The 24571-nt window shown below is 73.0% G+C and carries 21 protein-coding genes, 1 pseudogene and 1 riboswitch; of the genes and pseudogenes, 10 read left to right on the top strand and 12 right to left on the bottom strand.

Going from position 1 to position 24571, the window contains the following annotated elements:
• Window positions 1–90: 90 nt before the first annotated feature.
• Both ACFV3R_RS05835 and mnmA read right to left on the bottom strand, forming a co-directional pair.
• A complete protein-coding gene (locus ACFV3R_RS05835; protein WP_385576090.1) occupies window positions 91–1704 on the bottom strand; it encodes an APC family permease in 1614 nt (537 codons plus the stop codon).
• Between the two features lie 538 nt (window positions 1705–2242).
• On the bottom strand, window positions 2243–3370 hold the full coding sequence (gene mnmA / locus ACFV3R_RS05840) for a tRNA 2-thiouridine(34) synthase MnmA (protein WP_385576093.1): 1128 nt from the start codon (window positions 3368–3370) through the stop codon (window positions 2243–2245).
• A gap of 439 nt (window positions 3371–3809) precedes the next feature.
• Between mnmA and ACFV3R_RS05845 the strand changes: the two genes are divergently transcribed.
• On the top strand, window positions 3810–4457 hold the full coding sequence (locus ACFV3R_RS05845; RefSeq protein WP_385576458.1) for an N-acetylmuramoyl-L-alanine amidase: 648 nt from the start codon (window positions 3810–3812) through the stop codon (window positions 4455–4457).
• 21 nt (window positions 4458–4478) lie between these two features.
• On the opposite strand, the gene ACFV3R_RS05850 is transcribed toward ACFV3R_RS05845, so the two are convergent.
• Entirely contained in the window at window positions 4479–5648 is a 1170-nt protein-coding gene (locus ACFV3R_RS05850) for a cysteine desulfurase family protein (RefSeq protein ID WP_385576096.1), read from the bottom strand.
• A 118-nt stretch (window positions 5649–5766) separates the two neighbouring features.
• On the opposite strand from ACFV3R_RS05850, the gene ACFV3R_RS05855 reads away from it, so the two are divergent.
• Window positions 5767–6615 (top strand): alpha/beta fold hydrolase, encoded by an 849-nt coding sequence (locus ACFV3R_RS05855; RefSeq protein ID WP_385576099.1) that lies wholly within the window; start codon window positions 5767–5769, stop codon window positions 6613–6615.
• Between the two features lie 92 nt (window positions 6616–6707).
• On the opposite strand, the gene ACFV3R_RS05860 is transcribed toward ACFV3R_RS05855, so the two are convergent.
• The 8 genes from ACFV3R_RS05860 to ACFV3R_RS05895 all read right to left on the bottom strand — a co-directional run bounded on the left by ACFV3R_RS05860 (window position 6708) and on the right by ACFV3R_RS05895 (window position 16204).
• A complete protein-coding gene (locus tag ACFV3R_RS05860) occupies window positions 6708–7553 on the bottom strand; it encodes a thioesterase family protein (RefSeq protein WP_385576102.1) in 846 nt (281 codons plus the stop codon).
• A 196-nt stretch (window positions 7554–7749) separates the two neighbouring features.
• Window positions 7750–8955 (bottom strand): ABC transporter ATP-binding protein, encoded by a 1206-nt coding sequence (locus ACFV3R_RS05865; RefSeq protein ID WP_385576105.1) that lies wholly within the window; start codon window positions 8953–8955, stop codon window positions 7750–7752.
• The gene (locus ACFV3R_RS05870) at window positions 8952–10064 is read right to left on the bottom strand and encodes an ABC transporter ATP-binding protein (protein WP_385576461.1); all 1113 of its coding nucleotides are present in this window, start codon (window positions 10062–10064) and stop codon (window positions 8952–8954) included. Before ACFV3R_RS05870 ends, ACFV3R_RS05865 begins: the two co-directional genes overlap by 4 nt.
• Before the next feature lie 11 nt (window positions 10065–10075).
• Window positions 10076–11086 carry an ABC transporter permease gene (locus ACFV3R_RS05875; protein ID WP_385576108.1) on the bottom strand — a complete coding sequence of 337 codons (1011 nt, stop codon included), beginning with the start codon at window positions 11084–11086 and terminating at the stop codon, window positions 10076–10078.
• Between the two features lie 99 nt (window positions 11087–11185).
• Entirely contained in the window at window positions 11186–12928 is a 1743-nt protein-coding gene (locus ACFV3R_RS05880) for an ABC transporter substrate-binding protein (RefSeq protein ID WP_385576111.1), read from the bottom strand.
• 83 nt (window positions 12929–13011) lie between these two features.
• Window positions 13012–14010 carry an ABC transporter permease gene (locus ACFV3R_RS05885; protein ID WP_385576114.1) on the bottom strand — a complete coding sequence of 333 codons (999 nt, stop codon included), beginning with the start codon at window positions 14008–14010 and terminating at the stop codon, window positions 13012–13014.
• 441 nt (window positions 14011–14451) lie between these two features.
• A complete protein-coding gene (locus ACFV3R_RS05890; protein ID WP_385576117.1) occupies window positions 14452–15225 on the bottom strand; it encodes an enhanced serine sensitivity protein SseB C-terminal domain-containing protein in 774 nt (257 codons plus the stop codon).
• A gap of 202 nt (window positions 15226–15427) precedes the next feature.
• A complete protein-coding gene (locus ACFV3R_RS05895) occupies window positions 15428–16204 on the bottom strand; it encodes an enhanced serine sensitivity protein SseB (protein ID WP_385576120.1) in 777 nt (258 codons plus the stop codon).
• Window positions 16205–16409: 205 nt separating this feature from the next.
• Between ACFV3R_RS05895 and ACFV3R_RS05900 the strand changes: the two genes are divergently transcribed.
• On the top strand, window positions 16410–17309 hold the full coding sequence (locus tag ACFV3R_RS05900) for a hypothetical protein (RefSeq protein ID WP_385576123.1): 900 nt from the start codon (window positions 16410–16412) through the stop codon (window positions 17307–17309).
• A gap of 108 nt (window positions 17310–17417) precedes the next feature.
• Here the strand turns inward: ACFV3R_RS05900 and ACFV3R_RS05905 are convergent, their stop codons facing one another.
• Window positions 17418–18125: an AAA family ATPase gene (locus tag ACFV3R_RS05905; RefSeq protein ID WP_385576126.1), complete on the bottom strand. Its 708-nt coding sequence runs from the start codon at window positions 18123–18125 to the stop codon at window positions 17418–17420.
• A 201-nt stretch (window positions 18126–18326) separates the two neighbouring features.
• Window positions 18327–18423: riboswitch (glycine riboswitch) on the top strand.
• Window positions 18424–18606: 183 nt separating this feature from the next.
• Between ACFV3R_RS05905 and gcvT the strand changes: the two genes are divergently transcribed.
• From gcvT to ACFV3R_RS05940, 7 genes and pseudogenes are all read left to right on the top strand, one after another.
• Window positions 18607–19737 carry a glycine cleavage system aminomethyltransferase GcvT gene (gcvT, locus tag ACFV3R_RS05910; RefSeq protein WP_385576129.1) on the top strand — a complete coding sequence of 377 codons (1131 nt, stop codon included), beginning with the start codon at window positions 18607–18609 and terminating at the stop codon, window positions 19735–19737.
• 132 nt (window positions 19738–19869) lie between these two features.
• The gene (gcvH, locus tag ACFV3R_RS05915; RefSeq protein WP_385576132.1) at window positions 19870–20247 is read left to right on the top strand and encodes a glycine cleavage system protein GcvH; all 378 of its coding nucleotides are present in this window, start codon (window positions 19870–19872) and stop codon (window positions 20245–20247) included.
• Between the two features lie 100 nt (window positions 20248–20347).
• Window positions 20348–21607 (top strand): serine hydroxymethyltransferase, encoded by a 1260-nt coding sequence (gene glyA / locus ACFV3R_RS05920; RefSeq protein ID WP_385576135.1) that lies wholly within the window; start codon window positions 20348–20350, stop codon window positions 21605–21607.
• Window positions 21608–21888: 281 nt separating this feature from the next.
• Window positions 21889–23286, top strand: a complete 1398-nt coding sequence (locus tag ACFV3R_RS05925; RefSeq protein ID WP_385576138.1) for an L-serine ammonia-lyase — start codon at window positions 21889–21891, stop codon at window positions 23284–23286.
• Window positions 23287–23539: 253 nt separating this feature from the next.
• On the top strand, window positions 23540–23812 hold the full coding sequence (locus ACFV3R_RS05930; protein WP_030809790.1) for a hypothetical protein: 273 nt from the start codon (window positions 23540–23542) through the stop codon (window positions 23810–23812).
• Window positions 23809–24202, top strand: a pseudogene (locus ACFV3R_RS05935) (type II toxin-antitoxin system VapC family toxin). Before ACFV3R_RS05930 ends, ACFV3R_RS05935 begins: the two are co-directional and overlap by 4 nt.
• Complete coding sequence (locus ACFV3R_RS05940; protein ID WP_385576464.1) at window positions 24199–24543, top strand: PIN domain-containing protein; 345 nt, start codon at window positions 24199–24201, stop codon at window positions 24541–24543. The pseudogene ACFV3R_RS05935 and the gene ACFV3R_RS05940 overlap by 4 nt, the downstream one beginning before the upstream one ends.
• Window positions 24544–24571: the final 28 nt, after the last annotated feature.

The raw sequence follows: 24571 nt of genomic DNA on the forward strand, positions 1-24571 counted from the left end.
GGGGTCGCGGGGGGTGTGGGTTGCTACTGCGGCGGGGTGGGGTGCTTACTGGCCCCCGCACCCGGCCGCGTGACTGCTGCGACGCGGGGGTCAGGCCACCGTGCCGCCCAGTTCGCGCTCCTCCACGGCGGCCTCCTCGCGGGCCTCCTCGATGTGGACGAGCACCTGGCTCTCGGGCAGTCGCACCCGCAGGGCGAGCAGGTAGACGACGGCCGCCAGGACGAGCTGGACGACGAAGCCCCAGCCGAGGCCGATCCAGCCCAGACCGCCGTCGTAGTCACCGATCCAGCTGGTGAAGGCGAGGCCCGCCAGCCAGGGCACCAGCCAGGTCGCGCCGGCCTTCCACTCCATCTTGGGGGCGCGGCCCTTGTCGAGCATCTGGAAGACCGCGAGCAGCACCAGGCCGAGGAGGATGGTGACGAACAGCTTCCAGTTGGTCTTCCAACCGGCCCAGTAGACGATGAGGTTGGCGGAGTACAGGGCGAGGAAGGGGATGATGTCGCCGCCCGGCACCCGGAAGACCCTGGGGTGGTTCGGGATCTGCCGGCGCATCGCGGCCAGCACCACCGGGCCGGCTCCGAAGGAGAGCACGGTTGCCGAGGTGATGAAGCCGACCAGCTGCTGCCAGCTGGGGAAGGGCAGGAAGACGATCAGGCCCATGACGAAGGTGACGATGAGGCTGACCAGGGGCGCACCGCGGCTGGTGGTCTTGGTCAGTCCCTCGGGGGCGTTGCGGTTGCGGCCCATGGCGTAGGAGATGCGGGCCGTGACCGTGGTGTAGATCAGTCCGGTGTCGGCGGGCGAGATGACCGCGTCCACGTACAGGGTGTAGGCGAGCCAGCTCATGCCGAGCGCGCCGGCGATGGCCGCCAGCGGGCCGAAGTCGTTGTCGAAGGCGAGGTTGAGCCAGCCGTGCGAGGAGGACAGGTCGTGGCCGGGGACGGCGCCGACGAAGGCGATCTCCAGGAGGATGTAGATGACGCCGGTCAGCAGCACCGAACCGATGATCGCGAACGGGACGTTGCGCTTGGGGTCACTGGTCTCGCCGGCGAGTTCCACGCCCTGGCGGAAGCCGAGGAAGGAGAAGGTGATGCCGGCGGTCGAGATGGCGGTGAAGATGCCCTTCGCACCGCCGGGGGCGAACCCGCCGAACTCCTTGGCGCTGAAGTTGCTGCCGTGGAAGGCGGTCACGGCGAACGCCACGATGACCACCAGGATCACCAGCAGCTTCCACCACACCAGCACGTTGTTGACGCGGGCGAACCAGCGGATGCCGTAGTAGTTCAGCGCCACGAAGAAGGCCATCGCCAGCACCGCGACGACGTATCCCAGACCGGTGAGGGTGTAGGCCGCGTTGGCCGGGTGGAAGTCGGTGAAGTGCGCCCACTTGGTGGCGTACTGGAGGGCGCCCTCCACCTCGATGGGCGCCACGGTCGCGGCGGCGATCCAGGTGATCCAGCCCATCGTGTAGCTGGCGAAGGAGCCGAAGGAGAGGTGGGGGAACCGCACCACGCCGCCCGACAGCGGGAACATGGTGCCCAGTTCGGCGAAGCAGAGCCCGATGAGCAGGATCATGACGGAGGCGAGCGCCCACGAGAAGATCGAGGAGGGGCCCGCGAGCCTGGCAGCGTTGAGTGCGCCGAAGAGCCATCCGGAGCCGATGATCGACCCCACCCCCGCGAACAGGAGGCTGATACGCCCCATGTCCCTTCGCAGCGTGGGTCGTTCAGGACTTCTTTCGTCCGGGGTAAGGGATATCTCGGTCATGCCATCGACCACCCGTTCGTCGCATAGGTGTGTGGACCTGCGTCGGTGTGCGCCTGGCGGGGTCGCCGCCAGGCGACGGCTCCGCGGACGGATCGGTGGCCCCGCGACCGGTGCCGGGTTCAGGCCCGGCGAGTCGCCCGGGCGGGCCGATCTGCCCGATGTCACACGCTGTGGCGTGCAATCTAGGGCGACGATCACACCGCAGGTAGCCGTGCGGCACACATGTGATCACCCCGTGACCTGCCGGCGTTCGGGCGGGGCGGGACGGTCACCGTGGGTCTTCACCCGACGACCGTGGGCGGGGGCGGCGGGACCGGGGCGGGAGGGGCGCGTGTGCGGGCAGTCACCGCCTGTGCCCGGGGCCGCGGACCGCGAGGGCGTCCGCGGCTGCTCGGGCGGCGCGCGCCTGCTGCCGCGCGGTCGGCGGCGTCCTGTGGGCTGAGCGCCGGCCGGCGCCCCCGGGGCCGGCCGGCGCTCAGACCCGGGCGGGCGCCCGCTCGGTGGTGGCGATGGTCGCCGAGCCGACCACGCGGGTGCCGTCGTAGAGCACGACGGCCTGGCCGGGCGCGACGCCGCGGACCGGCTCGCGGAAGGTGACGCGCACCTCGCCGTCGACCAGTTCCGCGGTGACCGGCGTCTCCTCACCGTGCGCGCGGAGCTGCGCGGTGTAGTCGGCGGGGCCCTGGCGGAGCCGGTCGGGGGCGGTACCGCACCAGCGCGGGCGGATGGCGGTGAGCGCCGTCACGTCCAGTGAGGTGGCGGGGCCGACGGTGACGGTGTTGTCGACGGGCGAGATGTCCAGCACGTAGCGGGGCTTGCCGTCGGGGGCGGGGGTGCCGATGCGCAGGCCCTTGCGCTGGCCGACGGTGAAGGCGTACGCGCCCTCGTGGGTGCCCAGGACGGTGCCGGACTCGTCGACGATGTCGCCCTCGGCGGTGCCCAGGCGCTGGGCCAGGAAGCCCTGGGTGTCGCCGTCGGCGATGAAGCAGATGTCGTGGCTGTCGGGCTTCTTGGCGACGAACAGGCCCCGGCGGGCCGCCTCCTCGCGGATCTCGGCCTTGGTGGTGGCGGTGTCACCGAGGGGGAACATGGCGTGGGCGAGCTGGCGGTCGTCCAGGACGCCGAGGACGTAGCTCTGGTCCTTGGCCATGTCGGTGGCCCGGTGCAGTTCCCGCCGGCCGTCCTCGGTGGTGACGACGGTGGCGTAGTGGCCGGTGCAGACCGCGTCGAACCCCAGGGCCAGCGCCTTGTCCAGCAGCGCCGCGAACTTGATCTTCTCGTTGCAGCGCAGGCACGGGTTTGGAGTGCGGCCGGCCTGGTACTCGGAGACGAAGTCCGCCACGACGTCCTCGCGGAACCGTTCGGCGAGGTCCCAGACGTAGAAGGGGATGCCGATGACGTCGGCGGCGCGGCGCGCGTCGTGGGAGTCCTCGATGGTGCAGCAGCCGCGGGCGCCGGTACGGAAGGACTTCGGGTTCTCGGACAGGGCGAGGTGGACACCGGTGACGTCGTGACCCGCTTCGGCGGCCCGGGCGGCGGCAACGGCGGAGTCGACCCCTCCGGACATGGCGGCGAGGACACGGAGGCGGGGTTCAGTCGTCATAACCCCTCAAGGGTAGACCGACGCCCCGACAGCCTCGCAGGAGTTCCGCCCCGCGCGCGCGACCGGCCCGGCGGGCCGCGGCCGCGCCCCCGAGAGGTGGGAGGACACCATCGACCCCATCGACCGCATCGACCCCATCGAGGCACCCGGCCCTGACGAGGAGGGACCGGTGCCGCCCCCGGACGCGGCGGCGGCGGACCGGCGAGCGGCGGAGGGCGGGCGGAGGGCGGAGACCGGCACCGGGGCGGCACCGTCCGGTGGCGTCCCGGGGGTGACCGCCGCGGACCGGACCGGCACGCCGGGGACACCCGCCGTGCGCAGGACACCCGGCGCCCCGGACGCACCCGGCGGCCCGGCGAGCCCCTCCGCGGACCCACCGGCCGACCGGGCCGCCGGCTCCTCGGGCGCCGGGGCGGGCGGCCCGCACCCCTCCGGATCCCTGCGCCGCGGACCGAGCCGCCGGGGCCTGCTGGCGGGAGCGGGCGCCACCGTGGCCGGTCTGGGCGTGGGCGCCTACGGACTGCGGCGAGGACTGACCGGAGCCGGGCAGCAGGACCCGGGCCGCCCGGTGAACCCGCAGGCCCGCCGGCCCGGTGCGGTGGACTACGCGGGTGCGCGGTGGGTGCCGGCCGCCCCGGCCAACTGGCGCCACGCTGCCCGGCCCGGCGACTTCCTCGTCGAACAGGTCGTCGTGCACGTGGTGCAGGGCACCCTGGAACTGGCGCTGGAGGTCTTCCAGGACCCGCGGCACGCGGCGGCAGCGCACTACGTGGTGGGGCGGGACGGCCGGATCGTGCAGACCGTGCTCGAGTCCGACGTGGCCTTCCACGCCGGGAACTCGCAGGTCAACGAGGGCAGCATCGGCATCGAGCACGAGGGCTGGGTGGGGCGGGCGAGCTCCTTCACCGACGCGATGTACCGTGCCTCCGCCCGTCTGACGGCGACCGTCTGCCGCCGCTACGGCATCCCCGTCGACCGCGACCACGTCATCGGGCACCTTGAGGTACCGGGCAGCGACCACACCGACCCGGGCCCGTTCTGGGACTGGGACCGCTACCTGGGCCTGGTGGGCACGGCCCGCACCTGAGGGCGCCGCGGGGCCCGCCGGTCAGCTCAGGCCGGCGCTGCGGGCGCGCGCCACCACCGGGCCGATGACCTCGGCGAGCGCCGCCACGTCGGACCTGGTGCTGGTGTGCCCCAGGGAGAAGCGGAGCGTGCCGCGGGCCAGGTCGGGGTCGTAGCCGGCGGCCAGCAGGACGTGGCTGGGCTGCGCCACCCCGGCCGTGCAGGCCGAGCCGGTGGAGCAGGCGATGCCGTGCGCGTCCAGCAGGAGCAGCAGGGAGTCGCCCTCGCAGCCGGGGAAGGAGAAGTGGGCGATGGCCGGAAGGTGGCCCGCGGGGTCGGGGTCGCCGCCGAGGACGGCGTCGGGGACGGCGGCGCGGACGGCCGCCACCAGCTCCGCACGGAGCGCGCCCACCTCCGCCGCGAAGTCCTTGCGGTGCCGGGCGGCGTGCCGGGCGGCGGTGGCGAAGGCCGCGACGGCGGGGGTGTCCAGCGTCCCGGAGCGGACCTGGCGCTCCTGGCCTCCGCCGTGCAGGACGGGGACGGGCGTGTACCCGCGGCCCAGGAGGAGGGCCCCGATGCCGTAGGGGCCGCCGATCTTGTGGGCGGAGACCGTTGCGGCGGCGAGGCCGGAGGCGGCGAAGTCGACCTCGGCCTGCCCGACGGCCTGCACCGCGTCCGCGTGCATCGGGACGTCGAACTCGGCGGCGACCTCGGCCAGTTCACGTACCGGCATGAGGGTGCCGATCTCGTTGTTGGCCCACATCACGGTGATCAGCGCGACGTCGGAGGGGTTCCGCTCCAGGGCGGCCCGCAGCGCCTCGGGGTGGACCCGGCCGTAGCCGTCCACCGGCAGCCACTCCACAGTTGCGCCCTCGTGCTCCGCGAGCCACTCCACGGCGTCGAGCACGGCGTGGTGCTCGACGGGGCTGGCCAGGACGCGGGTGCGGCGCGGGTCGGCGTCCCGGCGCGACCAGTACAGCCCCTTGACGGCGAGGTTGTCGGCTTCGGTGCCGCCGGAGGTGAAGACCACCTCGCTGGGCCGGGCGCCGAGCGCCGCGGCGAGGGCCTCACGGGACTCCTCGACGGTACGCCGGGCCCGCCGGCCGGCGGCGTGCAGGGATGAGGCGTTGCCGGTGGCGGTGAGCTGGGCGGTCATCGCCTGCACCGCCTCGGGGAGCATGGGCGTCGTGGCGGCGTGGTCGAGGTAAACCATGGTCCCTCGATTCTACGAGGCGCCGCGCCGGCGTCCGCCCGGGCCGTCGGCTACCGGCCACTGCCCGCGGTCGGTGGTCACCATGGACAGGCCGTAAGGAGTGACTTAGCTTACGGTCATGACGGACCTGACGTGGAAACCCTGCCTGGACCGCAGCTTCGCCGGCCGCACCGGGGAGGTGCGGTGGACGTCGCTGGGCCCGGCGGACGCGCCGCCGGTGGTCCTGCTCCACGGCACGCCGTTCTCCTCCTACGTGTGGCGGCGGATCGCCCCCGTGCTGGCCCGGGAGCACCGGGTGTACCTGTGGGACATGCCCGGCTACGGCACCTCGGCGATGCATGACGGCCAGGACGTCTCGCTGGCCGCGCAGGGGCGGGTGTTCGCCGACATCTGCGAGCACTGGGGGCTGACGGAACCGGCCGTGGTCGCCCATGACTTCGGCGGCTGCGTGGCCTTGCGCGCCCGGCTGCTGCACGGGATGCGCTACCGGCGGCTGGTGCTCGCCGACGCGGTGACCCTGGCGCCGTGGGGCACGGACACCTACCGGCACCTCGGTGAGCACGCCGCCGTCTTCGCGGGCCTGCCGCCGTACCTGCACCGGGCGCTGGTGGCGGCGTACGTCCCCTCGGCGAGCCACCCGGGCCTGGCCCCGGCCACGCTCGACGCCCTCTTGGACCCCTGGTGCACCCCGGCGGGGCAGGCCGCCTTCTACCGTCAGATCGCAGCCAACGACAGCCGCTTCACCGACGAGGTGCAGCACCGCTACGGCGAGGTGGACGAGCCGGTTCTGGTCTGCTGGGGCGCGGAGGACACCTGGCTCCCACCGGCCCGGGGCAGGGAGCTGGCCGCCCTGCTGCCCGACGCGCGGTTCCGGCTCCTGCCGGGGGCGGGCCATCTGGTGCAGGAGGACGCGCCGGAGCACCTGGCCGCCCTGCTCGACGCCTTCCTGCGGGGCCGACCGGTGTGAGCGGGACCGGCTGCCGCGACGGGCCGTGGGCCCGTCCGCCCCTGACCGGCGGACGGGCCCACGGCTGCGGACGGGCGCGGGGCCCGTCCCGTTCAGGCCAGCGGCACGCGGGCCAACTGGCGGGACTGGGCGACGAGTCGGTCTGCGCTGTCCCAGATCTCCACGTCCTCCTCCTGGAAGCCGCCGGCGAGGTTGCGGGTGGTGACGGCCACCCGCACCGGCCCCGGGGCGGGGTGGGCGCGGACGTGGGCGGTGAGCTCCACGGTGGGCACCCAGCCGCTGATGCCGAGGTCGAAGGTGGTGGGCGGGAAGGCGTCGACGGCGAGCAGCAGCGAGAGCGCGTCGTGCGGACGGCCGTCGGAGAGGCCGAGCCAGCCGCGCAGCTCCCCGCGGCCCGAGGGCTCACCCACCGCCCAGCCGGCCGTGGCCGGGTCCATGCGCATGTCCAGGCGGCCCGCCATGGCGACGTCCGGCAGCAGCGGCACCTCGGGGTCGGGGAGCTGCTCCCGGCCCGCGCAGTGCTCGTAGGGCGGCAGCTCGGGGGGCTTGGCGCTGGTGCGGACGTCGTCGGGGAGCGCGTCGAGGTCGCCGTAGGTGGCGAGGACCCGGAGCCGTTCGACCTCCTCGCCCGCCCCGTCCGTCTGGAACAGGCTCGCGGTGCCGGTGGAGAGGGTGCGGCCGGTGCGGACGGAGTCGGTGCGCACCGTGACCGGGCCGGCCTGGGTGGCGGCGAGGAAGTGGGTGGTGATGGTGAACGGGTGCGGGTGCGCGAGGCGGTCCCCGAGCGCGCGGGCCGCCATCGCCATGAGGTAACCGCCGTTGGCGGCATGGCCGATGAGCCATCCCTCGCCGACCCGCGCGTCGTAGACGCCCGGGGCGCGGCGGGTCACCCGGGTGTCGCGGTCGAACTCGCTGTCGCCGATGAGCGCCTGTGCCATGCGGGTACGGTACACGGAAAAGTTACTGGCGGGTAGAGCGGGCGGTGGGCCTGCCACCGGCCCCGCTGCCGGCCCGTCGACGAGGCCGGCAGCGGTCAGCGGGTGGGCGGGCGGCCCGTGCGGCAAGGGTGCGCTCGGGTCCCACCGCCCGGGACGGGTCCGGGCCCCGGTACAGGCGGTGGGGCACGCCCACCCGTCAGGAGTCCTGCCGCTCCGCGGTGCCGGCCGGCACCGCGTCCGGCGCCCCCTCCGGGTGGTGGCAGGCGACCTGGTGTCCCGCGGCCCGGTCCACCAGCGGCGGTTCGGTGGTCGCGCAGACCTCGGTCGCCTTCCAGCAGCGGGTGCGGAAGCGGCAGCCGGAGGGCGGGTTGATCGGTGAGGGCACGTCCCCCTTGAGCAGGATGCGGTCGCGCCGCGTCCGCCGGGCCGGGTCGGGCACCGGGACGGCGGAGAGCAGCGCCGTGGTGTAGGGGTGCATGGGCGAGGCGTACAGGGCGTCCCGGTCCGCCAGTTCGACGATCTTGCCCAGGTACATCACGGCGATGCGGTCGGAGACGTGCCGGATCACCGACAGGTCGTGCGCGATGATGACGTAGGTCAGCCCCAGCTCCTCCTGGAGGTCGTCCATCAGGTTGATGACCTGCGCCTGGATGGAGACGTCGAGCGCGGAGACCGGTTCGTCGGCGACGACGAGGCGGGGCTTGAGGGCCAGCGCGCGGGCGATTCCGATGCGCTGGCGCTGCCCGCCGGAGAACTCGTGCGGGTAGCGGTTGTAGTGCTCGGGGCTGAGGCCGACCAGCTCCAGCAGCCGCTGCACCTCCTTCTTCACCCCGCCGGGCGGCTGCACGCCCTGGAGGCGGAAGGGCGTGGCGACGATGGAGCCGATGGTGTGGCGCGGGTTGAGGGAGCCGTAGGGGTCCTGGAAGATCATCTGCACGTCGCGGCGCATGGGGCGCATGCGGGCCGTGGACAGGTGGCTGATGTCCGTCCCGTCGAACTCGATGGTGCCGCCGGTCGGTTCGTCGAGCCGGGTGATCAGGCGGCCGGTGGTCGACTTGCCGCAGCCCGACTCCCCCACCAGTCCGAGCGTCTCGCCCGGCCGGACCTCGAAGTCGATGCCGTCCACGGCCTGGACCGCCCCCACCTGGCGCTTGAACAGCCCCTTGGTGACGGGGAAGTGCCGGGTCAGGCCGCGTACCCGCAGCAACGGCGCGGCCTTTGGGTCGGCCCTGCGCTCCCGGTGCCCGGCCCGCGCCTGCTCCGCCTGTCCGGCCCGGTCCGCCTGCTTGCCGGCGCCCGGACCCGCGGGGGTGGTGTTCCGGTCGGCCGGCCGGGCCCCGTCGGTGCCCTGCTCGCCGGGCTCGCCGGCCTCGCCCGGTGTCTCGTCGACGATGTCACTCACAGCTTCGGCGCAATCTCTTCGGTCCAGATCCGCTCCCGTTCCCCGGCCGCCATGTGGCAGGCGCTGAGGTGGCCGGGGACGACCTGGCGCAGCTCCGGGCGGACGGTGCGGGTCACCCCGTCCTCGGGGACGTCGGCGTACGGGCAGCGCGGGTGGAAGGCGCAGCCGGACGGCACGTCGATGAGGCTGGGCGGGGAGCCCTTGACGGGCACGAGCCGGTCGGTCTGCTCCCGGTCGATGCGCGGCATCGAGCCCAGCAGGCCCCAGGTGTAGGGGTGGTGGGGCGAGGTGAAGACGCGGTCGGCGGGGCCGCGCTCCACGCAGCGTCCGGCGTACATCACCAGGAGTTCGTCGGCGAGTTCGGCGACCACGCCGAGGTCGTGGGTGATGAGCACGACGGCGGAGCCGAACTCCTTCTGCAGGTCGCGGATGAGGTCGAGGATCTGCGCCTGGACGGTGACGTCGAGCGCGGTGGTCGGCTCGTCGGCGATGAGCAGTTCGGGGTTGTTGACCAGTGCCATGGCGATCATCGCGCGCTGGCGCATGCCGCCGGAGAACTGGTGCGGGTGGTCGTCGACGCGCTTGTCCGGCTGCGGGATGCCGACGCGGTCGAGCATCTCCACCGCGCGCCGCCGGGCCACCGGCTTCTTGACGTCGTGGTGGACGCGGTAGGCCTCCACGATCTGGTCGCCCACGGTGTAGTACGGGTGGAGCGCGGAGAGCGGGTCCTGGAAGATCATCGCCATGCTCCGGCCGCGGAGCCGGCGCACCTCGTCGGGATGCGCACCGACCAGCTCCCGGCCGTCCAGCCAGATCTCGCCGGACATCCGCACCCGGTCCCGCTGGCGGCGCGAGGCGCGGTGCAGTCCCATGACGGCGAGCGAGGTCACGGACTTGCCGGAGCCGGACTCGCCGACGATGCCGAGGGTGCGGCCCTTCTCGACGCTGAAGGAGAGGCCGTCGACGGACTTCACCACGCCGTCGTCGGTCGGGAAGTGCACCCGCAGGTCGCGGACGTCCAGGAAGGGGCGGGGCGCGGCGGGCCCGGCGGGGGCCGCGGCCGGCTCGGGTGCCTGCGGCACCTCGGGGTCCGGGGCCTGCGTGGTCATCGGGTCGTCGGTCACGAGAGCCTCACCCGCGGGTCGACGGCGGCGTACAGCAGGTCCACCACCAGGTTGCACAGGACGATGAAGAAGGCGGCGAGCAGGGTGACCCCGAGGACCTTGGGGAGGTCGTTGTCGGTGATCGCCTGGACGGCGAAGGCGCCGATGCCCTGGAGGGAGAAGACCTGCTCGGTGATGAGCGCGCCGCCCAGCAGCAGGCCGAAGTCCATGCCGAAGACGGTGATCAGCGGAGTGAGCACGGCCCGCAGACCGTGCCGGACCACCACGGTGCGCTCCCCCAGGCCCTTGGCGCGGGCGGTGCGGATGAAGTCCTCGTTCAGCGTCTCCAGCATGCCTGCTCTGGTCAGGCGGGCGTAGAGCGCCGAGTAGAGGAAGGCCAGCGTGACCCACGGCAGGACCAGGGTGCGCGCCCACAGGAACGGGTTCTGGGTGAGCGGCACGTAGTCGCTGCGCTCGAAGATCGGCCACTGGTAGGTGAAGGCGGCCAGCGCCAGCGCGCCGGTGAAGAACATCGGCAGCGAGACGCCGGCGAGGGCGACGCCCATCGACAGCCGGTCGAAGATCGACCCGGGCCGCAGCGCCGAGACGACGCCGGTGGCGACGCCGCTGACCACCCACACCACGGCCGCGCCCAGGGCGAGCGAGGCGGTGACGGGGATGCGGGAGGCGATCTCGGGCCAGACCTCCACGTGGGTCTTGAAGGAGTACCCGAAGCACGGCCAGTGGCAGGTGACCGGTTCGGGCCCGAACCGGTACTGGACGTCGCCGAAGAGGCCCTTGAGGAAGTGCCAGTACTGCTCGTAGACCGGCTGGTCCAGGCCGAGGTTGCGCTTGACGGCGAGCAGGTCGGCCGCGCTGGGCGACTTGCCGACGTACTGGGCGGCGAGCTGGTCGGTGGTCTGGCCGGCGATCTTCGGCAGCAGGAAGAAGATGCCGAAGGTCACGGCGGAGACGACCAGCAGCAGGACGACCGCGCTGATCAGCTTGCGGATGAGGTACGTGAACACGGTTGTGCGGCGCCGGTGGTCCCGCGCACCGGGATGTGCGGGACCACCCTGCCTTCACCTGCCTTCCGGGCCTGCGACGCGGGCCTGCTGTGCGTCCGGCTACTTCTTGCCGAGGTTGAGGTAGTCGTACTGGCCGCTGTAGGCGGGGGTGGTCACCACGTTGGTCAGGTTCGGCGAGCGGTAGCTGAGGATCTTGAAGTACGTCAGCGGCACGTAGACGGCCTGGTCCATGGTGAGCTTGTCCGCCTGCTGGTACTTGGCGGTGCGGGCGGCCGGGTCGGACTCGCCGGTCGCGTCGTCCATCAGCTTGTTGATCTTCGGGTCGTTCAGCTCGGCCAGGTTGTTGTTGCCGGACTGGCTGATGGCGGCGCCGTTGACGATCTGGTTGAGGAAGCCGTAGCCGGTGGGGAAGTCCGAGCCCCACTGCATCATCATCAGGCCGACCTTGTGCTTCTTGTTGAACTCCGGCACGCCCGCGTAGTCGCTGAAGTACTTGCCGCTGGGGTACTGCTGGATGTGGGCGTCGATGCCGATCTTCTTGAGCGAGTCGACGATGGAGGTGGCGCCGTCGACCTCGTCCTGCCGGTCACCGCGGGCGGTGATGGTAGTGGAGACGTGGCCGGCCCCGCACTTGGCCCAGTGCTTCTTCGCCTCGGTCAGGTCGAGGTTCTTGCCGTCGTACTTCTGCGGGTACGGGTCGAACTTCTTGTAGTCGGGCAGGTCGACGGGCATCACGGTGGAGGCGAGGTCGCCGCGGACCGGGCCGCCCATCGCGGTCTGCGCCGCCTTCTTGTCGACGGCCAGCTCGACGGCCTTGCGGCACTCGACGTTGTCGAACGGTGCCACCTTGGTGTCCATCGCCATGTAGACCAGGCGGCTGCCGTAGACGTTGTCGGTGTGCGCCTTCTTCTGCGGGTCCGTCAGCAGCTGGGCCTGGGTCTGCGCGTCCACGCCCTTGGCCTGGAGGTCGACGTCGGCGGCCCCGCTCTGGAGGTCCTTGTCGATGGTGGACTGGGCGACCTTGAGCTTCACGACGATCTTGTCGGGGTACTGCTTGCGCAGCGGGTCGGAGGCGGCGGACCACTGCGGGTTGCGGACCAGGGTGACGGACTTGCCCTCCTGGTAGTCGCTGATCTTGTAGGAGCCGGTGGACTGCACGACCTTGCCGTACTCCGCGCCCTTGTCCTTGGCCTGCTGGACGGCGGCGGTCTGCGGCACCGTGGCGAGGTAGTCGAACTCGGAGAAGGGCTTCTTGAGGTGGAAGACGATGGTGCGGTCGTCCGGCGTCTCGATGGACTTCAGGCCCGCCTTGCTCTTGTCCTTGTAGGGGCCCTTGTACTTGCCGGGGTTGTCCGTCAGCAGCGTCTGGAAGTAGTTGGGGCCCAGCGAGAGCACGTCGCGGGCGAAGTTGCTGCGCTCCACGCCGTACTTGACGTCCGCCGAGGTGACGGGGGAGCCGTCCTGGAACTTCACGCCCTTGCGGATCCTGTAGGTCCAGGTCTTGCCGCCGTCGCTGGACTTGCCCAGGGACTCGGCCAGGTCCGGCACGAGCTTGGCCTTGTCGCCGGCGCCCGGGGAGAAGGTGGTCAGCGGCCGGGCGTAGAGGCGGCTGAAGTTCCACATGTAGGCGTAGTACATGTTGCCCGGGTCGAAGGACTCGGGGGCGTCGCTCATCTCGTAGGTGATCGTCCCGCCCTTGTGGGTGGAGGCGTTGACGACCCCCTTCACCGCGGCGTCGGCCGTGGTCCCGGCACTGTTGTCGGAGCCCTTGCCTCCGCTGCATCCGGCCAGGAGGGCCGCGCTCGATATGGCCGCCACGGCGACCGTTGCCAACCTTCGCATGGACTGGGGCTCCCCTTTGGTTCGTGCTGTCGGGTCGGAAGGACGGGATGGGGCTCGGGGGGTGCGCTGCACCCGGGCGGGCGTCATCGGCCGCGCGGGTCCAGGGCGTCCCGGAGGCCGTCACCGAGCAGGTTGAAGGCGAGCACGGTGACGAAGATGGCGAGGCCCGGCACGATCATGTACTGCGGGTCGACCGCGTAGAACTTGACGGCCTCGTTGAGCATCCCGCCCCAGGAGGCCTGCGGCGGCTGGATGCCGACACCGAGGAAGCTGAGCGCCGCCTCGAAGAGGATGTTGGACGGGATCAGCAGCGTCGAGTAGACGACGATCGGCCCGACCAGGTTGGGCAGCAGCTCCCGGAAGAGCACGAACGGGCCGCGCGCCCCCATGCCGCGGGCGGCGTCGACGAACTCCCGCTCGCGCAGCGACAGGGTCTGGGCCCGCACGATGCGGCCCATGTAGGGCCAGTTGAAGAACCCGATGACGAAGATCAGCACCGCCAGGTGGAGCGGCAGACCGCTCAGCCCGAAGGCCCCGCCCTGGAGGGAGGCGGAGATGGCGATGGCGAACAGCAGCAGCGGGAAGGCGAGGAAGACGTCCATCAGCCGGCTGACGAAGGCGTCCACGCGGCCCCGGTAGTAGCCGGAGACCACGCCCAGGACGGTGCCGATGGCCACCGAGAGCAGGGTGGAGCCGAACGCCACCACCAGCGAGACCCAGGAGCCCTCCAGTACGCGGGCGAACAGGTCACGGCCGAACTTCGGGTCCACACCCAGGAGATGCTCGCCGGACATGCCGCCCATCGGCCCCTTGGGCAGGGTGGTGCTCGGGTCGATGAGGTCCTGGTGGGGGGTGTCGGGGTCGAGCCCCAGCCACGACTGGATCGGGCGGGAGAGGACGGCGAGGAGGATCAGCAGGACGACGACCACGGCCCCGGCGAGCGCCACCCGGTCCCGGCGGAACCGCAGCCAGGCGATCTGCCCCAGTGAACGCCCTTGTATGCGACTGGCCTTGACGCCTTGGAGCACCGCTTCGGGCTGCGCCTCCGCGCTGGCCGCGCTGGTCTCGATCGGTGCGGTCACGGTGCCCTGGACCCCTCTCGGTCGAGACGACCTGCCCGGAGTGCGGCCGGCCGTCCTGCGGCGGCGCGCACTGCCGTTGTCTTCGCGGATGAACTGCTCTTGACGCCTGATGCGGTGGTGCAGAGGTTCGCTGCGAGGCCGGGCGCGGACAGCTCCTGCCGTCCGTACCGCTTCGCACCGGAGGATCTCCGCCCGTGGGGCGGCGGGGCGTTCGCACATTCCGGCGAAACCCTCTGGTCGGGGAGTCTTCATCTCCCCGGTGATCACTCACCAGCCCTGACGGGGAATGGATGCGCAACTGTGATCTGACCGCGGAACACCGGTGAGCGGACAGCGCTCGTCCGTCAGCGGAGCAGCGGAACCGGCGGCTCCGCTACCACCTGGGGGTTTGCCGACTCCGGTCGCTGCGGCGGGGGTTGGCGGTCGGGCGTCCGCCGGGTGTCAGTAGGGGCGCGGGTAACCGTAGCCGGTCGGCGCGCTCTGGAGGGCGCGCTCGAAGAAGGGGCGGGAGGTGGCGCGCAGCCACATCACCACCGGGTCCAGCTCGTCGTCCATCGCCACGGTGGAGACCGGCAGGCCCGCGGGCACCGCGCTCATCGTCTGCTGCATCATCATCCGGGCGGCCTCGGCGCCGGCCGGGCCGGGGTCGTAGAGGTCCAGTCCGACGGCAAGGTACGGCGCGCCGAGCGCCGGCTGCACCCAGGCGCGCCACAGTGCACGCACGACGGGGGTGCGGTGGGCGTTCTGGCCCAGCAGGGCGTAGAAGTGCGGGATCTCGATGACGGGTTCACTGATCCGCAACGGTCCGGCGGGCAGCCGGTCCAGGCCGCCGGCGATCCGCCGCAGGTCCAGCCAGGGCACACCCACGCCACCGCCGGCGGCGTGCGGGTTCAGCCACAGGCCCCAGCGCTCCGGGAAGAGGGTGGCGGCGATGTCCCGGCCGCCCACGACCTCGTAGGCACGGTTCCAGCCGCTTGCCGCCAGCTCGGCTGCGGAGGTGACGCAGGGGGCGTAGCCGAAGCCTTCGACGTCCATGTTGCCGTACTGGGCGTCCGGCGAGCCCGCGGCGCCCTGCCACAGCAGCATCCACACCTGGCCGTCGGCCAGGGCGTGCAGCAGCGTCTCGTACGTGTCGTAGCGGCCAGGGCCGACCTGACCGAGTGCGGACTCGATCGGTCCGCCCGCACCGGCCGGCTGGTACGCGCCCGCGCTCACGTGGTCCGTCCCTTCCCGGCGCGCGCCCGCCACGCCCGCCCGTCGTGACTTCAGCTTAGGGCCTTTCCCCGGCCCCGGGCCGGTTCGGGGGGTGCGTCCCCGGCGCGCGCCCGGGGCGGACGGCGACGCGGGCCCACCAGGGGCGGGACGGGGCGGGTCTGCCGCACCGGGCGGGACGGACCGGCGCGGGCTCGGCCCCGCCTCAGGGGTGCCGGGTGTAGAAGGGCCGGACCTGGTCGACCATCCAGTCGGCGACGGGGTCGTGGGCGATGTCGAGCATGACCAGCTGCACGGGCCACTGCACCGCGACGGCCCCCAGGGCCCGGCCCAGCGCGGCCAGGACCGCCTCCCGGTCCATCGGCTCGTTGGACTCCAGCTGCACGCCGACGAAGAGTGCGGGGGCGCCGGCCTCGACGCTGGCCAGGCAGCGGCGTGCGGTGCGCACCAGCGGCAGGGCGGAGAACTCCAGGCCGGCCGCGGCCAGGAAGTCCACCGGCTCCTCCTGCCAGTCCGGCTCGAAGAGGCGGGTGCGACCGCCGGTGGGCGCGCCCTCCCCCTCCATCCGGCCCAGGCGGCAGAGTTCGGCCACGGCGGGGGGCGGCAGCGGGACCCCGACCGTCCCGTCCGGGTTGACCGCGATGCCGATGAGCGGCGGCAGTCCCCGGGCGAATTCCACCGCCGGGGCGACGGCGTAGGACAGGTGCGTGCCCGCGACGCGGTGGAACTCCTGCTCGGAGCTGAAGACCGGGACGTAGGCGAGACCGCCGATCTCCACTGTGGGCAGGTCCAGGCCCTTGGCTCCCCATCCGGCGTCCTGCGGTCCGCCGCCCTCCGGGAGCGGCACCCAGATCCGGCTGCGCCCCAGGACCTCCACGATGCGACCGCCGGCGCCCGGGTGTCCGACGGAGGCGGCCAGCACCTCCTCCAGCTCGTTCGCCGGCCACGCCAGCTGCGGAATGCCCTGGTCCGGAAAGTTCATGCGCGCCCACCCGCTCGGTTCTGCTCCTGCCTGGCCGAAGACAGTAGTACGAAGCGGCGGTGACACGTTCGGCCGCATCCGCATGGCCACGGACGGCACACCTGTGGTTGCGGAGCGTGCCGAGCCGTCTGAGGGTGGCGCACAGGGCGACCCGCACCCGGTCTCCCTTGTTCCGCCTGCCGCTCCTCCCGAAAGGACGCTCCCCATGGTCACACCCCGGACCGCCCGCGCCCTCGCCACCTCCGCAGCCGCGGGCGCCCTGGCGCTGGGCGCACTCGGCGCCACCGCCTGGTCGGCTCCGATCGCGGCGGCGCCGCCCCACACCGAGCCGGTCGCCGACCATCCCGCCGGCCCGCAGGGGCGGCCGGCCCCGGAGCAGGCCGCCGTGGTGGCCGGACTCAACGAGCTCATGCGTTCCGTCAACGCGTTGACGGTGGCCGCCGCGCGGCACCAGGTCTCCGGGGACGTCGTCACGCGCGTGGAGCGGCAGGGCAACGTCGTGCGGGTCTGCGCCGAGCGGGCGGACGCCACGCGTCAGAAGGCGGCGCACCCGCAGGCGCACCGGCGGGTGAAGGGGGCGGCGGCACCCTCGGGGAGTGCCGCCGCCACGCCCGCCGCGCCCTCCGCGCAGCCCTCCCAGGCCCCTTCGGCCTCGCCCTCCGCCTCGGCCTCGCCCTCCGCCTCCCCGCAGGCGCTGACCTTCGAGCAGGCCCAGGCCGCCCTGCAGGCCCGGATCGACGACCTGACCAAGGTGGCCGTGAGCGGCAGCACCGACCTGAGCAAGCCGATGGACGGGGTGATGAAGGCCGTCAAGGACCTGCTGGGCTCCCTGAAGCTGGACACGCCCGTGGTCACCCTGCCGGCCATGACCGACGGGAGTGCCGACGACGCCGGAGCCACGCCTTCCGCCTCGGCCGCCGAGAGCCCGCAGACGCGCCCCTCGACGCTGCCGGCCAGCCCCGACCTGGCCAAGGCCGCGTCGGACACCGCCGCCCGCAGCGAGGCCGCCCCCGTCCGGGAACACCGGCCCCGGGAGCGGCAGACCTTCAGCGCCTGGCTGTCCTCGCTGCTCGCCCCGGTCGACGTCTTCGGCTGGTTCTCCTGAGCTGCCCGCCCGGCCCCGGGGTGCGCCTGACCCGGTGACCACGGCCCGCGCCGGCCCGGCCGGGCGGGCCGGACCCCGCGGCCAAGCCGGGGCGGCGCCGGCCGTGCGTCAGGTGAAGGTGACCGCGGGGAGGACGTCGGCCGCGGTGCGGTCCAGGAGGAGCACCCGGGCGCAGCCGGGCGGCGCCTCGCCCCGCTCGGCCGCCCCGACCAGGCGGTGGACGGCGCGGCGGTGGCGCCGGAAGGCGTAGGCCGACACCGTCCGGCCGCGCGCACGCTGGCCCGCCAGGGCCTCGGCGGCGCCCACGTCGAGCAGCAGCAGGTGGGTGCGGCGCCGGCGGCGGCCGGCCGCGGCGGCCACCCAGCGGCGGACCCACGGCTGGGCCCCGCAGTCGTGGACGACGAGGCTGTGGGCGCCGCGCAGCGCCCGGGCGAGCGCGCGGTAGTGGGCGAGTCGCACCAGCGGCCGGTACAGGGCGTAGGGGAGGCGGCCGCACGCGCCGCGGGCGAACCGCAGCCGCACCTCCTGCGAGTCCAGCCGCACCACCGGCCGGCCGCGGCTGTCGACGGCCGGGACGCAGCGGTGGATGAGGGTGCTCTTGCCGCTGCCGGGCAGTCCGGAGACCAGCAGCACGTCGCCGGCGGTCAGCCGCAGCGGTCCCGGGGCGGTGGCGCCGCGCAGGTCGACGACGCGTGCGCCCGGCCCCGGGCCCGCGCGGGCGGTGCGGGGCGGCGGCAGGTGCGGGCCCGGCCCTGCGGCGGGCGGGGCTCCGGGTGGCGCGGCAGCCCCCGGCGCGGTCTCCTGCGGTGCGGTCATGTCTTCTCCCCCGGACGACGCCCCACCGCCCCACCGTCCCACGGAAGGTAAAGAGACGGCAATGCGGGACGCCCGCGCCGGTCGGTGCGCGGCCCGGCGGGCGCCCGGGTGCCCTCCCGGCCACCCCCTCCCGCGTGCAATGATGTGCGCGCCGTGCGGCGTCCGCTGCGCCCACGTGCGTTCAACTGCATACCGGCCGTTCGAATCCGCGCGGGAGAGTCCCCGACCGTCTTCGGCGGGGCGCCGAAGGAGCAAGTCCTCCCTTGAATCTCTCAGGCCCCGATACCGCGCAGGACGAGGCAGATCTGAAAAGCGGGCCGGCCCGCCGCACCGCCCCCGGCGGTGAGCGGAGGCCGCGCCCCACCCAAGGTGCAAGCCGCACAGCCGAAGGGCTCACGGCGAACCTCTCAGGTTCCGATGACAGATGGGGAGAGAAGCCACCGCCGCCCTCCATCTCGCCACGTCCCGGGAGCCTGACACCATGACCGACGACGCCCCCCGCCGCACCGCGCTGGACGCCACGCACCGCGCTCTCGGCGCCGTGATGACCGACTTCGCCGGCTGGGACATGCCGCTGCGCTACGGCAGCGAGCGCGAGGAGCACCTCGCGGTGCGCACCCGCGCGGGCCTGTTCGACCTCTCCCACATGGGTGAGATCACCGTCAACGGCCGGCAGGCGGCCGACCTGCTGGACCACGCGCTGGTCGGGAACCTCGGGCGGCTGGCCGTGGGCCGCGCCCGCTACACCATGATCTGCCGCGAGGACGGCGGCATCCTCGACGACCTCATCGTCTACCGGCTCGCCGAGACCGAGTACCTGGTGGTCGCCAACGCCTCCAACGCCGCCACCGTCCTGGACGCCCTCGCCGACCGGGCCGAGGGCTTCGCCGCCTCGGTCCGCGACGACCGGGACGCCTACGCGCTGATCGCCGTGCAGGGTCCGCAGGCCGCCGGCATCCTGGGCGCCCTGACCGACGCGGACCTCGCGGGGCTGAAGTACTACGCGGGCCTCCCCGGCACCGTCGCCGGGCACCAGGCCCTGATCGCCCGCACCGGCTACACCGGGGAGGACGGCTTCGAGCTGTTCGTCCGCCCCGAGTCCGCGGTCGCGCTGTGGGAGGCGCTGACCGAGGCGGGGCGCGGGGCCGGCCTGGTGCCGTGCGGGCTGGCCTGCCGCGACACGCTGCGCCTGGAGGCCGGCATGCCGCTGTACGGGCACGAGCTGTCCACCGCCACCACCCCCTTCGACGCGGGCCTGGGCCGGGTGGTGAAGTTCGACAAGCCGGGCAACGACGGCGCCTTCGTGGGGCGCGAGGCGCTGGCGGAGGCCGCGCGCCGGGCCGAGCAGCAGCCGCCGCGCCGGCTCGTCGGCCTGGTCGCCGAGGGCCGCCGGGTGCCGCGCGCCGGGTACGCGGTGGTCGCGGCGGACGGCTCGGTGATCGGCGAGGTCACCTCGGGCGCGCCCTCCCCGACGCTCGGCCGCCCCATCGCCATGGCGTACGTCGACGCGACGCACGCCGCGGCGGGCACCGAGGGCGTCGCCGTCGACATCCGGGGCACGCACGAGCCGTACGGGGTCGTCGCGCTGCCCTTCTACAAGCGGGAGAAGTAGCCGCGACGGCGGCGGTCCGGCGGCGGGGAGCACCCCGCAGCGGGCCGCCGCCGCAGGTCATCCCGGTCCTCGCCGTCCCAGTGGGCGGACCCTTCGTCCCAGCAGTCCCTCGCGTACAGGAGAATTACGAACATGAGCAACCCCGAGCAGCTTCGCTACAGCAAGGAGCACGAGTGGCTGTCGGCCGCCGAGGACGGCGTGTCGACGGTCGGTATCACCGAGCACGCGGCGAGTGCCCTCGGCGACGTCGTCTTCGTGCAGCTCCCGGAGGTCGGTGACGCCGTCACCGCCGGTGAGAGCTGCGGCGAGCTGGAGTCGACCAAGTCGGTCAGCGACCTCTTCGCGCCGGTCGACGGTGAGATCACCGAGGTCAACCAGAGCGTGGTGGACGACCCCTCGCTGGTCAACTCCGAGCCGTTCGCCGGCGGCTGGCTGTTCAAGGTGAAGGTCACCGGCGAGCCGGAGGACCTGCTCTCGGCGGCCGAGTACACCGCCTTCACCGCCGGCTGAACCGGCGTACCGCCGGCGGCGGCCGTCCGTCCCCTCCGGGACCCGGCCGCCGCGCCGTCCCCACCGCGCCCCAGACCGCCCCCGTCGTACAGGAACCCTCATGTCGCTTCTGAACAGCTCCCTGCACGAGCTCGACCCCGACGTCGCCGCGGCCGTCGACGCCGAGCTCGACCGACAGCAGTCCACCCTCGAGATGATCGCCTCGGAGAACTTCGCGCCCGTCGCCGTGATGGAGGCGCAGGGCTCGGTCCTCACCAACAAGTACGCCGAGGGCTACCCGGGGCGGCGCTACTACGGCGGTTGCGAGCACGTCGACGTGGTCGAGCGGATCGCCATCGACCGCATCAAGGAGCTGTTCGGCGCCGAGGCCGCCAACGTGCAGCCGCACTCGGGCGCGCAGGCCAACGCCGCCGCGATGTTCGCGCTGCTCAACCCGGGCGACACCATCCTGGGCCTGAACCTGGCGCACGGTGGGCACCTCACCCACGGCATGAAGATCAACTTCTCCGGCAAGCTGTACGCCGTGGTGGCCTACCACGTCGACGAGGAGAGCAACCTCGTCGACATGGAGGAGGTCGAGCGCCTGGCCAAGGAGCACCGGCCGAAGCTGATCGTCGCCGGCTGGTCCGCCTACCCGCGCCAGCTCGACTTCGCCGCCTTCCGCCGGATCGCCGACGAGGTCGGCGCCTACCTGATGGTGGACATGGCGCACTTCGCCGGGCTGGTCGCGGCGGGCCTGCACCCCTCCCCCGTCCCGCACGCCCACGTGGTGACCACCACCACGCACAAGACGCTCGGCGGCCCCCGCGGCGGCGTGATCCTCTCCACCCAGGAGCTCGCCAAGAAGATCAACTCGGCGGTCTTCCCCGGCCAGCAGGGCGGCCCGCTGGAGCACGTCATCGCGGCGAAGGCGGTCTCCTTCAAGGTCGCGGCCTCCGAGGAGTTCAAGGAGCGTCAGCAGCGCACCCTGGAGGGCGCCCGCATCCTGGCCGAGCGGCTCACCCAGCCGGACGTGGCCGAGGCCGGCGTCTCGGTCCTCTCCGGCGGCACCGACGTGCACCTGGTCCTGGTGGACCTGCGCAACAGCGAGCTGGACGGCCAGCAGGCCGAGGACCGGCTGCACGAGGCGGGCATCACCGTCAACCGCAACGCCGTCCCGAACGACCCCCGGCCGCCGATGGTGACCTCGGGTCTGCGTATCGGCACCCCGGCGCTGGCCACCCGCGGCTTCCAGGCCGAGGACTTCCGCGAGGTCGCCGACGTGATCGCCGAGGCGCTCAAGCCGTCCTTCGACGCCAAGGCGCTGCGGGCCCGCGTGACCGCGCTGGCCGGCAAGCACCCGCTGTACCCCTCGCTGTGAGCTGAGCCCGGGGCACGCCACGCGAGGCGTGCCCCGGGGCCCGGCGCCCAGCCACGGGGCCGGTGGAGCGGCCCCGCGCCCGACCGGCGCCCCGCTCCCCGGCCCCTCGCCTTGCCCCACCCCGGTTTGTCCGGGTTACGCTCGTTGGTCGGCCCTCACACCGGGCCGACCGGCTTGCCGCCCCTGAGCGAGCACCCGCCGGGCACCCGCCAGGCCGCCACGCGCCCACCCCCGCGCCCCGTCCTCCGCCCCACCCACGAGCAGGCAAAGGAGTCCGCCCCGTGGCCATCTCCGTCTTCGACCTCTTCTCCATCGGCATCGGGCCGTCCAGTTCCCACACCGTCGGCCCGATGCGCGCCGCCCGCATGTTCGTCGGCCGGCTCAAGAAGGACGGCGCGCTGGCGCAGACGGTCTCGGTCCGCGCCGAGCTCTTCGGCTCCCTCGGTGCCACCGGCCACGGCCACGGCACCCCGAAGGCAGTGCTGCTCGGCCTGGAGGGCCACGCCCCCCGCACGGTCGACGTCGCCAGCGCCGACGCCGAGGTGGAGCGCATCCGCACCACCGGCCGGCTGCGCCTGCTGGGCGCCGAGGTCGGGGACGCCCACGAGATCGACTTCGACGAGGACTCCCAGCTCATCCTCCATCGCCGCCGCTCGCTGCCGTACCACGCGAACGGCATGACGCTCTTCGCCTACGACGAGGCGGGCGCCCCGCTGCTGGAGAAGACCTACTACTCGGTCGGCGGCGGCTTCGTGGTGGACGAGGACGCGGTCGGCGAGGACCGGATCAAGCTCGACGACACGGTGCTGAAGTACCCCTTCCGCACCGGTGAGGAGCTGCTGCGCCACTCCCGCGAGACGGGTCTGTCGATCTCCGCGCTGATGCTGGAGAACGAGCGGGCCTGGCGCACCGAGGAGGAGATCCGCGCCGGTCTGCTGGAGATCTGGGAGGTCATGCGGGCCTGCGTGGCCCGCGGCCTGGCCCAGGAGGGCATCCTCCCCGGCGGCCTGCGGGTCCGCCGCCGCGCCGCGAACGCCGCCCGCGCGCTGCGCTCCGAGGGCGACCCGGCGCCGCGGGCCATGGAGTGGGTCACCCTCTACGCCATGGCCGTCAACGAGGAGAACGCCGCCGGCGGCCGGGTGGTGACCGCCCCGACCAACGGCGCGGCGGGCATCATCCCCGCGGTGCTGCACTACTACATGACCTTCGTGGCCCAGGCGGACACCGAGGGGGAGCGCGAGGAGTCCGTGGTCCGCTTCCTGCTGGCCGCCGGCGCCATCGGCATGCTCTTCAAGGAGAACGCCTCCATCTCGGGCGCCGAGGTGGGCTGCCAGGGCGAGGTCGGCTCGGCGTGCTCGATGGCGGCGGGCGGCCTGGCCGAGGTGCTGGGCGGCTCCCCGGAGCAGGTGGAGAACGCCGCCGAGATCGGCATGGAGCACAACCTGGGCCTGACCTGCGACCCCGTCGGCGGCCTCGTCCAGATCCCGTGCATCGAGCGGAACGGCATGGCCGCGGTCAAGGCCGTCACCGCCGCCCGCATGGCCCTGCGCGGCGACGGCCGCCACCACGTGTCGCTGGACAAGGTCATCAAGACCATGCGCGACACGGGTGCCGACATGAGCGTGAAGTACAAGGAGACGGCCCGGGGCGGGCTGGCGGTGAACATCATCGAGTGTTAGGGATGTGGGCCCTGACCAGCACGTTTGCTTCTTTCAGTGCTGGTCAGGGCGCCTTCCCTGCTTACGCGACGGAAAGTCCCCGGAAACGCCCTGGGACAGACGCGAAAGCCCCTGCAAAGTCCCGGACGGATCCCTCGCCGACGAGCGCTTGACCTGGAAGTTCGCGACACCCGCGCAACGATGGATGTCCCTCCGACACACCCGCTCGGAGAATCACCCTCATCCAATAACAAGAGTTTTGTTAAACGCGCCCATGGCTACCTCCCAGGCGCCCGGCGAAGGACCCGTCCGGCCCGTATCGGTCTCCCTCCACGAAGGCACCATCGCTGCCCTCAAGGCACGTACGGGCAAACGAGGCATGTCCGCCTACGTCGAGACCCTCATCCAGCGCCAACTGGAGCGGGACCGGCTGCGCGAGCTCATCGAAGACGCGGAAACCGAACACGGCCCGGTCGATCAGGCGGCGGTCGACGCCAAACGCGCCATTCTCCGCGGCGACGCCGCGGGCTCGGCGGACGCCGCGTGAGCGGCACGCTCGTCCTGGACTGCGAAGGCCTGTCCGAACTGGTGCGACGCACGCCCGAGATCACCGAGTGGCTGGCCGCGGCCGAAACCGAAGACATCCGCGTCGTCACCAGCTCCGTCACCCTCGCCGAAGCACGCTGACCCCAGGGTCGACCAGGCCCGCTTCGACCACGCAGTCTCCCGCGTGAACATCATCCCGCCCACCGAAGCCATCGCCCGCCATGCGAGCAAGCTCCTGGCCGCGGCCGGACTGCACGGCCACAAGTACGCCCTCGACGCCATCGTGGCTGCCACCGCACTCACCTCGCCGGCCCCAGCGACCGTCCTGACATCGGACCCCGAAGACCTCCTGATGCTCTGCGGCCCCAGCATCGGCGTCATCAAGGTCTGACCGCGAGGCCGCGACTCGGCGCAGTCTGCGAACCCACCGAGTACGAGATGATCCACTCGGCCCGGGACACCGCCGAGGCAGCGCGCATCAGCACCTGGCTCCACGCCTTCGACTACCTGCGCAGTGACGACCGCACTTCCGCTCGCGCCCTGGGGGTCCAGCGCCACGCGCTCAACGCCGGCTTCCACCGGGCGCTGTCACTCCCCGACCTTCTCGTCGCCGCCGCGGCGGAGCTGAACCGGCTGACCGTACTCCACTACGACGGCGACTTCGACATGATCGCTGCCCTCACCGGGCAGCCCACCGAGTGGGTCGTGCCAGCCGGCGTCGCCGACCGCTGAACGGTGCTGCGACCGGCTCGCGGTGAAC

This window comes from Streptomyces sp. NPDC059740, from assembly GCF_042733155.1.
Taxonomy (GTDB): domain Bacteria; phylum Actinomycetota; class Actinomycetes; order Streptomycetales; family Streptomycetaceae; genus Streptomyces.